General features: G+C 68.4%; 3 protein-coding genes. All 3 read left to right on the top strand.

The genetic code is table 11. The features are described 5' to 3' along the window. Positions 1 to 4,627, top strand: a 4,627-nt coding sequence (locus tag ACIP8W_RS31205; protein ID WP_402205754.1) for an acyltransferase domain-containing protein, incomplete at its 5' end; no start/stop codon positions are given. A gap of 139 nt (positions 4,628 to 4,766) precedes the next feature. Continuing rightward, the gene (locus ACIP8W_RS31210; protein WP_402205756.1) at positions 4,767 to 11,471 is read left to right on the top strand and encodes an SDR family NAD(P)-dependent oxidoreductase; all 6,705 of its coding nucleotides are present in this window, start codon (positions 4,767 to 4,769) and stop codon (positions 11,469 to 11,471) included. A 69-nt stretch (positions 11,472 to 11,540) separates the two neighbouring features. Continuing rightward, positions 11,541 to 12,627 (top strand): beta-ketoacyl synthase N-terminal-like domain-containing protein (locus ACIP8W_RS31215; RefSeq protein WP_402205758.1); only part of this gene is annotated, 1,087 nt, incomplete at its 3' end.

The following is a 12,627-nucleotide window of genomic DNA, read 5'->3' on the forward strand; positions in this document are numbered from 1 at the left end:
GTCGTCCGAGGTGGATGTGGTGGAGGCGCATGGTACGGGTACGCGGTTGGGTGATCCGATCGAGGCGCAGGCTCTGTTGGCGACGTATGGTCAGGGCCGGTCGGGGGGGCGGCCGTTGTGGCTGGGGTCGGTGAAGTCGAATATCGGGCATACGCAGGCGGCTGCGGGTGTGGCGGGGATTATCAAGTCGGTGATGGCGATGCGGCATGGTGTGCTGCCTGCCACGTTGCATGTGGACGAGCCTACCCCGGAGGTGGACTGGTCTGTGGGGGCTGTGGAGTTGCTGACCGAGGCGCGGCCGTGGCCGGAGGTGGGGCGTCCTCGTCGTGCCGCTGTTTCGGGTTTCGGTGTCAGTGGTACGAATGCGCACGTCATTCTTGAGCAGGGTGTTGTCACTGGCTCTGATCGTGATCGGGTGCCCGGTATGGTTCCGGTGTCGGCGGTGGTTTGGCCGGTTTCGGGCAGGGACGAGCAAGCGTTGCGTGGGCAGGCTGGGCGGTTGCGGGAGTGTGTGGTGGCTGAGCCTGGTGTGTCTGTTGTGGATGTGGGGTATTCGCTGGCTGTTGGCCGGTCGTCGTTTGGTCGGCGTGCGGTGGTGGTTGGTGGGTCGCGGGATGATTTGTTGGTGGGGCTTGAGGCGTTGGTGGGGGGTGGGGAGGTTTCTGGGCTGGTGCGTGGTGCTGTGTCCGGGTTCTCGGGGGTGCCGGGGGTGGGGTTCCTGTTTTCGGGTCAGGGGTCTCAGCGGGTTGGTATGGGGTTGGAGCTGGCGGAGCGTTTTCCGGTGTTTGCGGGGGTGTTCGGTGAGGTGTGTGGGTTGTTGGATCCGGTGTTGCCGCGGCCGTTGGGTGAGGTGATCGGTGTTGGTGGTGGGTTGTTGGAGCGGACGGTGTTTGCTCAGCCTGCTCTGTTTGCTGTGGAGGTGGCGACGGCGCGGTTGTTGATGTCGTGGGGTGTGTTGCCTGGTGTGGTGGCGGGGCATTCGGTGGGTGAGGTGGCGGCGGCGCATGTGGCGGGGGTGTTGTCGTTGGTGGATGCGTGTCGGTTGGTGGCGGCGCGTGGGCGGTTGATGGAGGGGTTGCCGTCGGGGGGTGTGATGGTGGCTGTGGAGGCTTCGGAGGAGGAGGTTGCGGGCCTGCTGGCGGGTCATGGTGGTGTGGTGGGTGTGGCGGCGGTGAATGGTCCGCGGTCGGTGGTGGTGTCCGGTGCTGGGGATGCGGTGGCGGGGGTTGTTGATGTGGTGCGGTCGTGGGGGCGTCGGACGAAGCGGCTGACGGTGTCGCATGCGTTTCACTCGCCGTTGATGGAGCCGGTGCTGGAGGAGTTCCGGGGGGTGGTGGAGGGTTTGTCGTTCGCCGCGCCGGGGGTGGGGTTTGTGTCGGGGGTGAGTGGGCGGTTGGTGGGTGCTGATGAGGTGTGCCGTCCGGAGTATTGGGTGGAGCATGTGGTCAGGCCGGTGCGGTTTGGGGATGTGGTGCGGTCTGCGGTGGATGTGGGTGTGTCGTTGTTTGTTGAGGTGGGGCCGGGGGGTGTGCTTTCGGCGATGGGTCCGGACTGTCTGGGCGAGGATCCGGTCGAGGCGGACAGGACCGGTGGGGATCCGGCTGGTGGGGATGGGGCCGGTGGGGAGGGTGCGGTGGTGTTTGTGCCGGCGTTGCGTGGGGATCGTTCGGAGTCGTTGGCGGTGATGGGGGCGCTGGCCACGGCGTATGTCAATGGGGTGGAGCCGGACTGGCGGGCGGTTTTCGAGGGTACGGGTGCGGGTCGGGTGGAGTTGCCGACGTATGCCTTTCAGCGGCGACGTTTCTGGCTGGACGCTTCCGTGGGTGGAACAGGGGATGCGTCGGCCGTCGGGTTGCAGACGCTGGAACACCCCTTGCTGGCCGGTGTGGTGGATCTGGCCGAGGAGGATCGTACGGTGTTCACGGGCAGGTTGTCGGTGGCGACGCATCCGTGGCTGGCCGATCACGCGGTGTTCGGCTCGGTGCTGCTGCCGGGCACGGGCTTCGTCGAGCTGGCGTTGGCCGCCGGTCAGTACACCGGCTTCGGCCACCTGGATGAGCTGACCGTCCATGCCCCGTTGGTCCTGCCGGAGCGGGGCGCGGTCCACATTCAGCTGGTTCTCGCCGGGGCGGACGATTCGGGTCGGCGCGCGCTCACCGTTCACTCCAGGCCCGAGGGCGGGGCCGGGGAGCAGGCGTGGACACGGCATGCCACGGGTGCGCTGGCGGTGGCGGGGACCGCTGAGGTTCCCGCTGTGTCGGTTGCGTGGCCGCCGTCCGGTGTCATCGAGGTGGATCTCGACGAGGTGTACGAGCGCTTTGCCGAGGCGGGTTATGTGTACGGTCCGGCGTTCCAGGGGCTACGGCGTGTCTGGCGGCGTGAGGGTGAGTTGTTCGCCGAGGTGGAGTTGGCCGGGTCGGAGCGGGATGCGGCGGGGCGGTTCGGTGTCCATCCGGCGTTGTTGGACGCGGCGTTGCATCCGCTGTTGCTGGGGTACGACACTCCGCGGTCCGAGGGGCTGGGACGGTTGCCGTTCTCCTGGAGCGGCGTCTCGCTCCGGGCCACGGGCGCGGCTACGGCTCGGGTGACACTGGCGTTCACGGACCGTGACGCTGTACGAATCACCCTGGCGGACGGCGATGGTGGGCTCGTGGCGTCGGTGGACGCGTTGGTGACACGTCCGGTCAAGGAGGGGCAGCTTGAGGCCGGGCGGTCGGATCTGTTCCAGGTGGACTGGGCACCCGTGGCCTCTTCGGCAGCTGCCGGGGACGCGAGTTGGGCAGTGGTCGGTGGTGAAGGGGCTGGTGTCTCCGCCGGTGGTAAGGGCCTTGGCTCGTACGAGGATCTGGCCGCGCTACGACGGGCTGTGGACTCCGGCGAGTCGGTTCCGGAGGTGGTCTTCGCCTTCTGCGACAACGGCTCCGGGCCGGTCGGCATGGTGGATGGGGTACGTACGTCAACTCGCGAGGCGTTGGTGTTGCTTCGGGAGTGGCTTGCCGACGAACGGTTCGCGGGGGCGCGTCTGGCAGTGGTGACCGGTGGCGCGGTCGCTGCCCGGCCGGGCGACGCGGTGTCGGATCTGGCGGGTGCCGCGGTGTGGGGGTTGGTGCGGTCGGCGCAGTCCGAGCATCCGGGGCAGTTCGTGCTCATGGATATCGATGACAAGGTGCACTCGGCATCTGCGGTGTCGGCGGCTTTGGCCACGGGTGAGCCGCAGGTCGCGGTGCGTGGTGGTGAGGTTCTGGTGCCGAGGCTGGCCCGGGCGGTCAGGGCTCCGGTATCCGATGGTGGTGTCTGTTGGGATCCGGTGAGGTCGTTGTTGGTGACGGGTGCTTCGGGGGTGTTGGCCGGGTTGGTGGTTCGGCATGCGGTGGCTGTGTGGGGTGTGCGGCATGTGGTGTTGCTCAGTCGTGGTGGAGCTGATGATCTGGCGGGGGAGTTGGCTGCGTCGGGTGTGTCGGTGCGGCAGGTTCGGTGTGATGTGGGGGACCGGGCGGCGGTGGCGTCGGTGCTGGCTGATGTTCCGGTGGGGCATCCTGTGGGGGGTGTGATTCATACGGCGGGTGTGTTGGATGATGGTGTGGTCGAGTCGTTGACTGCGGGGCGGCTGGAGCGGGTGTTGCGGCCGAAGGTGGATGGGGCGTGGTGGCTGCATGAGCTGACTGCTGGTCTGGAGTTGTCGGTATTCGCACTGTTCTCTTCTGCGGCTGGGGTGTTCGGTGCGGCGGGCCAGGGTAATTATGCTGCTGCCAACGCTTTCCTGGATGCGTTGGCCGTTCATCGGCACCGTGAAGGTCTCCCGGCGACGTCCCTGTCCTGGGGGCTGTGGGCCGAACGCAGCAGTATGACAGGACAGTTGGCGGACACGCAGCTGGAACGGCTGGCACGTACCGGTATCCGCCCGCTCTCCTCGTCGGAGGGACTCGCCCTGCTGGACACGGCGCTGGGCGCCGAGTACCCGTGGCTGATCCCGGTCGGGCTGGACCTCGGAGTGATCCGCGCACAGGCCGGCCTCGGGGTGGCACCCCTGTTCCGCGGTCTCGTCCGCGCCCCGCTCCGACGTACCCACGTCGACAACGCGGCGTCGAGTGCGCCGGACGAGTTCCGGAAGCAGCTGGCGGTGGCGTCGGCGCCGGACCGGGAGCGTATGGTGCTGGATCTGGTCCGCGACCGTACGGCGGTGGTACTGGGCTTCGGTGGCCGCGACGAGGTGGGTGTGGACAGCGGATTCACCAGCATGGGCGTCGACTCGCTCGCCGGGGTCGACCTTCGTAACCGGCTGAGTTCCGCGACCGGGCTCCGCTTGCCGACGACACTGATCTTCGACTACCCGACCCCCGCCGCCCTGGCCCGGTATCTGCACACCCACTTGGACGACGACCAAGTGGACATCCGCTCCGTGCTGGCGGAACTCGACCGGCTGGAAGCCACACTTGCGCAGATGCAGGCCGGCGATGTCGGGCACATGAAGATCGCGAGCCGACTTCAGGACCTCGTGGGGCAGTGGCACGGAACCGGTGGCGCGACCTCCGGGGAAGTCGTCGCGGAAACCGACCTCGAAGAGGCGACCGCGGACGAGATCTTCTCCTTCATCGACGACAACTTCGGATCCACCGAGGTCCACTAGCCGACCGCCCGTGGCCGCGCTCGGTTCCCGCTCCGAGGTTCTGCGGCCTTCCCCGCCCGCTTCCCCGCCGCATCCATTACCAGGTCGTTGATCGCCTCCGGCCAATGATGGAACTGCTCGTCAAGGAGACGCCACCCAAATGCCCAACGAAGCAAAGCTCCTCAGCTACTTGAAACGGGTCACCGCCGATCTCGACCGTACGACCAGGCGCCTGCACGAGGCCGAGGAGCAGCGGTACGAGGCCATCGCGATCGTGGGGATGGCGTGCCGTTATCCGGGTGGGGTGGGTTCGCCGGAGGAGCTGTGGCGACTGGTCGCGGACGGAGTCGATGCCGTTTCCCACTTCCCCCAGAACCGGGGCTGGGACCTGGAGGCGTTGTTCGACTCGGAGCGGGCCGGGGGGACCAGTCTGACCCGCGAGGGTGGGTTCCTCTACGACGCGGACCGCTTCGACGCCGGATTCTTCGGCGTCGGGCCGCGCGAGGCGACGGCGATGGATCCCCAACAGCGGTTGCTGCTGGAGACCTCCTGGGAGGCGCTGGAACGGGCGGGGATCGATCCGGCCACCCTGCGGGGCAGTGCCACCGGCGTCTTCGCCGGAGTCATGTACCACGACTACGGTACCCGGGTCCTTGAGGTGCCGGAAGAGCTTGAGGGCTACCTCGGCAACGGCAACGCCGGCAGCATCGCCTCCGGACGGGTCGCCTACACCTTCGGCTTCGAAGGGCCGGCGGTCACCCTTGACACCGCCTGTTCCTCCTCCCTGGTCGCTCTGCACCTGGCCGCTCAGTCGCTGCGGCAGGGCGAGTGTTCCCTGGCCCTGGCGGGCGGTGTCACCGTGATGGCCACCCCCGGTGTGTTCACCGAGTTCACCCGGCAGCGCGGACTGGCGGAAGACGGCCGCTGCAAGTCCTTCTCCGCTACGGCGGACGGCACCGGTTGGGCCGAGGGCGCGGGCATGCTGTTGCTGGAGCGGCTGTCGGACGCGGAGCGCAACGGCCACCCGGTGCTGGCGGTGGTGCGGGGCAGCGCGGTCAACCAGGACGGTGCTTCCAGCGGGCTGACGGCGCCGAACGGCCCCGCCCAGCAGCGGGTGATCCGTCAGGCGCTGGCGAACGCGCGGTTGCGGCCGTCCGAGGTGGATGTGGTGGAGGCGCACGGTACGGGTACGAGGCTGGGCGATCCGATCGAGGCGCAGGCCCTGTTGGCGACGTACGGTCAGGACCGGCCGGAGGAGCGGCCGTTGTGGCTGGGGTCGGTGAAGTCGAACATCGGACACACGCAGGCGGCTGCGGGCGTTGCCGGGATCATCAAGTCGGTGATGGCGATGCGGCACGGCACACTGCCGGCCACACTGCACGTGGACGAGCCCACACCGGAGGTGGACTGGTCGGCGGGAGCGGTGGAGCTGCTGACCCGAACACGGCCGTGGACCGAGACGGGACGTCCCCGTCGTGCCGCCGTCTCCGGCTTCGGCGTCAGTGGGACGAACGCGCACGTCATCCTCGAACAGGCCGCCGTCGAGGGACCTGTACCTGAGGAGGAACCCGACGCCACCCCCGTACCCGACGGGGTCCCGATGCCTTGGCTGGTGTCTGCCCGCAGCGCTGATGCTCTGCGTGGGCAGGCCCGGCGGTTGCGGGGGCATGTGGCAGCCGAGCCCGATGCGACTGTTGCGGATGTGGGTTACTCGCTGGCTATCGCCCGCTCATCCTTCGAGCATCGCGCCGTGGCGGTCGGGCGGACGCGGGCGGATCTCCTGGAGGCGCTGGACGCGTTGGCCGGGGGGTATGCGGATCCTCGGGTGCGGGTGGGTGCGGCCGGGTCCGGTGGGCGCGTGGCGTTTGTCTTTGCGGGGCAGGGGTCGCAGCGGTTGGGGATGGGCGGTCGGCTTCGGGACGGGTTCCCGGTGTTTGCCGAGGCGTTGGCCGGGGTGGTCGCCGAGCTGGATGTGTGGTTGGAGCGGCCGTTGGAGGGGGTGCTGTTCGAAGAAGAGGGTCCGGATCAGGGCTTGTTGCTGGACCGGACGGAGTTTGCGCAGCCGGCGTTGTTCGCGTTCGAGGTGGCGTTGTTCCGGTTGCTGGAGTCGTGGGGTGTGTCGCCCGATGTGGTGGCGGGGCATTCGGTGGGTGAGATCACGGCCGCGCATGTGGCGGGGGTGCTGTCGCTGAGGGACGCGTGCCGGTTGGTGGCGGCGCGTGGCCGGTTGATGCAGGGGCTGCCTGCCGGTGGCGCGATGGTCGCGGTGCAGGTGGGTGAGGCCGAGGCGCGTGAGCTGGTGGATGTGGAGGGGCCCGGTGCGGTGGGCATCGCCGCGGTGAACGGGCCGGAGGCTGTGGTGGTCGCGGGCGATGAGGAGGCGGTGCTCCGTATTGAGGAGGCGGTGCGGGGGCGGGGGCGCAGGACGAGGCGGCTGGCGGTGTCGCACGCGTTCCATTCGCCGCGTATGGATCCGGTGCTTGATGAGTTCCGGCGGGTCGCCGAGGGGGTGGTGTTCGGTGTGCCGCGGATTCCTGTGATGTCGGCTGTTACGGGTGAGCTGGCCGGGGCGGAGATGGGGTCGGCGGAGTACTGGACGCGGCATGTGCGGGAGGCGGTGCGTTACTACGACGTGGTGCGGTCTCTGCGGGCTGAGGGTGTGACCACGTTTGTGGAGGTGGGCCCGGACGGGGCGTTGTCCGCGCTGGGACAGGACTGTCTGGGGAAGGAGGAGGCGCGGGACACGGAGTTCGTGTCCACGGTGCGGGCGGGGCGCGATGAGGGCGAGGCTGTGGTCGCGGCTGTGGGCGCGGTGCATGTGCGGGGTGTGGCGGTGGACTGGGCGGCGTATTACGCGTCGTTCGGGCCGCGCAGGGTGGAGCTGCCGACCTATGCCTTTGAGCGTCAGCGGTACTGGCTGGATGCGTCCGCGCGGCCGGGTGGTGATGTTGCGGGGCTGGGGTTGGGCCGGGTGGGGCATCCGTTGCTGGGTGCCGCTGTGGGGCTGGCCGATGGTGGTGGGGCGTTGCTGACGGGGCGGTTGTCGTTGGGGGCTCAGCCGTGGCTGGCGGATCACCGGGTGCATGGTGCGGTGCTTTTTCCCGGGACTGCTTTTGTGGAGCTGGCGTTGCGGGCCGGGGAGCAGGTGGGTGCGGAGTGCGTTGAGGAGCTGACGTTGGAGGTGCCGTTGGTGCTTCCGGAGCGTGGTGGTGTGCAGGTCCAGGTGGTGGTCGGGGGGCCGGACGAGGGGCGGGGCGACCGGCCGGTGACGGTGTTCTCCCGGCCGGAGGAGGACGCGGACGGGCCGTGGACCCGCCACGCTACCGGTGTGCTGGCCCCCGCCTCCGCCGTCGCGGGACCGGCGGAGGACGGTGATTTGGTGAAGTGGCCGCCGCGGGATGCGGTGGCTGTGGACATCGAGGGGCTGTACGGCCGGTTGGCGGAGGGCGGTTTTGGCTACGGGCCGGTCTTCCAGGGGCTGCGGTCGGTATGGCGGCGTGGTGCGGAGGTGTTCGCCGAGGTCGCGCTGAACGACACCCACCACGACGGCGCGGGATCCGGGAATGGGGCGCCCGACCAGGACACGGCCGCTCCGGTGTGGCGGCTGGAGCCCACGGGCGGTGGGACGTTGGACAGCCTGGTGCTGGTGGCGTACGAGGCGGCGGATCGTCCCCTGCGGGCGCACGAGGTCCGGATCGAGGTGCATGCGGCGGGCCTGAACTTCCGCGACGTTCTGATCACTCTGGACATGCTTGAGACCAAGGACAAGCTCGGCTGGGAAGTGGCCGGTGTCGTCCTGGAGACCGGCCCGGAGGTCACCGGCCTCGCGCCGGGCGACCGGGTGATGGGTGTCGCGCTCGACTCGTTCGCACAGATGGCCGTGGCGGACCACCGCATGCTGGCGAAGATCCCGGAGAAGTGGTCGTATCCGGAGGCGGCATCGGTGCCGTTGGTGTTCCTGACAGCTTATTACAGCCTGGTGGATCTGGCCGGACTCCAGACGGGTCAGTCGGTGCTGATCCACTCCGCTGCCGGTGGCGTGGGCATGGCGGCCGTGCAGCTGGCGCGGCATCTGGGCGCCGAGGTGTTCGGTACGGCCAGTACCGGCAAGTGGGACGCGCTACGGGCACAGGGCCTGGACGAGGCACACATCGCCTCCTCCCGGGACCTGGAGTTCGAGCCGCGGGTACGGGAGGCGACGGGCGGCCGAGGTGTGGACGTCGTCCTCGACGCGCTGGCCGGTGAGTTCGTGGACGCGTCGCTGCGGACGCTTGCGGACGGCGGCCGGTTCATCGAGATGGGCAAGACCGACATCCGTGATGCGAAAGAGGTCGCCGTCCGGTATCCGGGTGTCCACTACCGCGCCTTCGACCTGATCGAGGCCGGACCCGAACGGGTCGGGCACATGCTCGCAGAGGTGCTGCGACTGTTCGGCGAGGGCACGCTGACTCCCCTTCCGGTCACCACCTGGGATCTGCTGAGTGCGCCGGATGCGCTTCGTTACCTGAGCCAGGCTCGGCATATCGGCAAGATCGTCCTGACGGTGCCGCGCACGATCGACCCGCAGAACACGGAGCTGGCCGTCGTCACGAAGAGGCGGAGCGGCCACGCGACACCCCTCAGCGGCGCGGGGGAGTTCGGCCTTCATCCGGCGCTGTTGGATTCGGCGTTGCACGCGATTGGGTTCGGGGAGTTTGTGGGTGACGGCGGGGGCGGTGTGTTGCCGTTCTCGTGGGGTGAGGTGCGTCTGTTCGGGTCGGGTGTGGATGCGTTGCGTGTGAGGGTGTCGGGGGTGGGGGTGAATGAGGTGGCGTTGACTGTCGCGGATGGTGCGGGGCGACTGCTGGCGTCGGTCGGGTCTTTGGTGTTGCGCCCGGTGTCGGCGGATGTGATGGGTGTGGGCGCTGGTGGCGGACGGTCGTTGTTCCGGCTGGGATGGCGGGAGTTGGCGGAGGTCTCTGCCCCGGAGGATGCGGGGGAGTGGGCTGCGCTGGACGGGGGTGATGGCTGGGCGCCGCTGGATGGGTGTGAGGTTCTGCCGGATCTGGCGGCTCTGGGTTCGGCGGTGGCGGCCGGCCGGGCGGTGCCGGGGCTGGTGGTGGCGTATCTGGATGGTGATGGTGATGCGCGGGACGGTGATGGGCGGGTTTTGGCTGGGGTACATGGGGTGGTGGCCGAGGGGCTGGGGCTGGTGCAGTCCTGGTTGGCGGATGAGCGGTTTGCCGGGTCCCGGTTGGTGGTGGTGACCCGGGGGGCGGTTGCGGTGGACGCGGGTCGGGTTCTTGAGGGTGTGGGTGATCTGGGTGCGGGGGCGTTGTGGGGTTTGGTGCGTACGGCGCAGTCGGAGCAGCCGGGCCGGATCGTGCTGTTGGATGTCGATGATCTGAATGTGGTGCGGCAGGCGTTGGGGCTGGCGGTAGGGGGCGATGAGCCGCAGCTCGCGGTGCGTGGTGGGCGGGTGTTCGTGCCGCGTCTGGTGCGGGCCGAAGCCGCCTCTGTTGGTGGTGTGCCGGTGTGGGATGCCGAAGACGCGTTGTTGATTACGGGTGCGTCTGGCGCGTTGGGTGGTGTGGTTGCCCGGCATGTGGTACAGCGGTGGGGCGTGCGGCATCTGGTGCTGGTGAGCCGTCGTGGTGGAGAGGCTCCGGGTATGGCGAAGCTGGTTGCGGGACTGCGCGAGCTGGGTGCGACGGCGTCGGCGGTGGCTTGTGATGTCGCGGACCGGGATGCTCTGGCCTCTGTCATAGCGAATATTCCGGATGGGCGCCGGCTGACCGGTGTGGTGCATGCGGCGGGTGTGCTGGATGACGGTGTGGTGGGGGCGCTGACTCCTGGACGGTTGGAGAGGGTGTTTGCTCCGAAGGCGGACGCGGCCTGGCACCTCCATACGCTGGTGGCGGGTCTTGATCTGTCGGTGTTCGCGTTGTTCTCGTCCGCGGCGAGTGTGTTCGGTGGTGCGGGGCAAGGTAATTACGCGGCGGCCAATGCGTTTCTGGACGCGCTCGCGGCCAGGCGACGGGCTGATGGGCTGGTGGCGACGTCGCTGTCATGGGGGCTGTGGGACCAGGCCGGTGGTATGACGGGCCAGTTGGGCGAGGTGGATCTGGCCCGGATGGGCCGTTCGGGAGTGCTGCCGATCGCCGCTGATGAAGCGTTGTCTTTGCTGGATGCCGGTGTGTCCGGTGAGCATGCGTGGCTGGCGCCGGTCCGGCTGGACCTTGCCGCACTGCGGCAGCAGGCCGCTTCCAGTGGTGTGGTGCCCGCGCTGTTGCGTGATCTGGTCCGGGTCACGGGCCGTCGTAAGGCCGCGACAAGCGGGGGCGGGGGCGGGGGCAGCTCCCGGTCGTCCCTTGTCGAGAAGCTGGCGGGCCTGTCCGAGGAGGAGCGGGAACAGAAGCTATTGGACTTCGTCTGCGAGCACACCGCGTCCGTGCTGGGCCATGCCGGCACGGGCATGATCGATCCTGGCCGGAAGTTCCGCGAATTGGGTGTCGACTCGCTTGCCGCGGTGGAGCTGCGCAACCGGATCGGCGGTGTCCTCGGTATCCGGCTCTCCGCCACGCTGGTCTTCGACTACCCCTCGCCGGTGCTGCTGGCCCGGCACATAGGGGAGCAGCTCGCGCTGGACGAGCCGGCACCACAGTCGCTGGTGGTGGCGGAGCTGGAGCGGCTGGAGGCCGCGGTGTCCGTGGCGCGCTTCGACGAGGACTCGCGGGGTGAAGTCTCGGTCCGGCTGCGGAAACTCCTCTCACACCTCGACACCATGGCTGACGCCCCGAAGAGGGAGGCCGACGACGCCGAACTCGAGTCGGCGAGCGTCGACGAGCTCTTCGCACTGGTCGACCAGGAACTCGACGACCTGTGATAAGGCGCTGACTCCGCGACCGTGCCTACTCCCCGACACTGACACTGCGCTTAAAGGAACAGACCTCGCATGCAAAACGAAGAGAAGCTCGTCGAATACCTCAAGCGGGTCACCGCTGACCTCCGTCAGGTTCGCCGACGTCTCCGCGAGGTCGAGGACCAGCAGCAGGAACCCGTCGCGATCATCGGGATGAGCTGCCGTTTCCCCGGCGGTGTCCAGAGCCCCGAAGATTTGTGGGATCTGGTTTTCCGTGGTCAGGACGCGGTTACGTCGTTTCCGACGGACCGGGGTTGGGATATCGACGCTCTGTTCGATGCGGATCCCGGGAAGCCGGGTAAGACCTACACCCGTCATGGTGCGTTCCTGCACGACGCGGCCGAGTTCGACCCCGCGTTCTTCGACATCGGGCCGAGCGAGGCGATGGCGATGGACCCGCAGCAGCGGCTGCTGTTGGAGACGGCGTGGGAGGCGTTCGAACGGGCCGGCATCGACCCGACGTCCCTGAGCGGCAGTACGACCGGGGTGTTCGTCGGCACCAACGTCCACGACTACCTCACCGGGGTACGGGAGACCCCACAAGAGGTCGAGGGTTACCTGATGACGGGTAACACCCCCAGTGTGATTTCTGGTCGGCTTGCGTACACCTTTGGTTTGGAGGGGCCTGCGCTGACTGTGGACACGGCTTGTTCTGCGTCGTTGGTGGCTTTGCATTTGGCGGCGCAGGCGTTGCGTCGGGGTGAGTGTTCTTTGGCGTTGGCGGGTGGGGCGACGGTGATGTCGGCTCCGGGTGCGTTTGTGGAGTTCAGTCGGCAGGGTGGGTTGGCTGGGGATGGTCGGTGCAAGGCGTTTTCGGCTTCGGCGGATGGTACGGGCTGGGGTGAGGGTGTGGGGCTGTTGTTGGTGGAGCGGTTGTCGGATGCGGAGCGTAACGGTCACCGGGTGCTGGCGGTGGTGCGGGGCAGTGCGGTCAACCAGGATGGTGCTTCGAATGGTTTGACGGCGCCGAACGGTCCCGCCCAGCAGCGGGTGATCCGGCAGGCGTTGGCGAATGCGCGGTTGGCGTCGTCCGAGGTGGATGTGGTGGAGGCGCATGGTACGGGTACGCGGTTGGGTGATCCGATCGAGGCGCAGGCTCTGTTGGCGACGTATGGTCAGG

It is taken from the genome of Streptomyces sp. NPDC088554 (assembly GCF_044752945.1).
Lineage (GTDB): Bacteria > Actinomycetota > Actinomycetes > Streptomycetales > Streptomycetaceae > Streptomyces.

What these genes read in the sequence shown, in the direction of transcription:
- ACIP8W_RS31210 (WP_402205756.1), top strand. Translation starts at nt 4,767, where the DNA reads ATGCCCAACGAAGCAAAGCTCCTCAGCTACTTGAAACGGGTCACCGCC.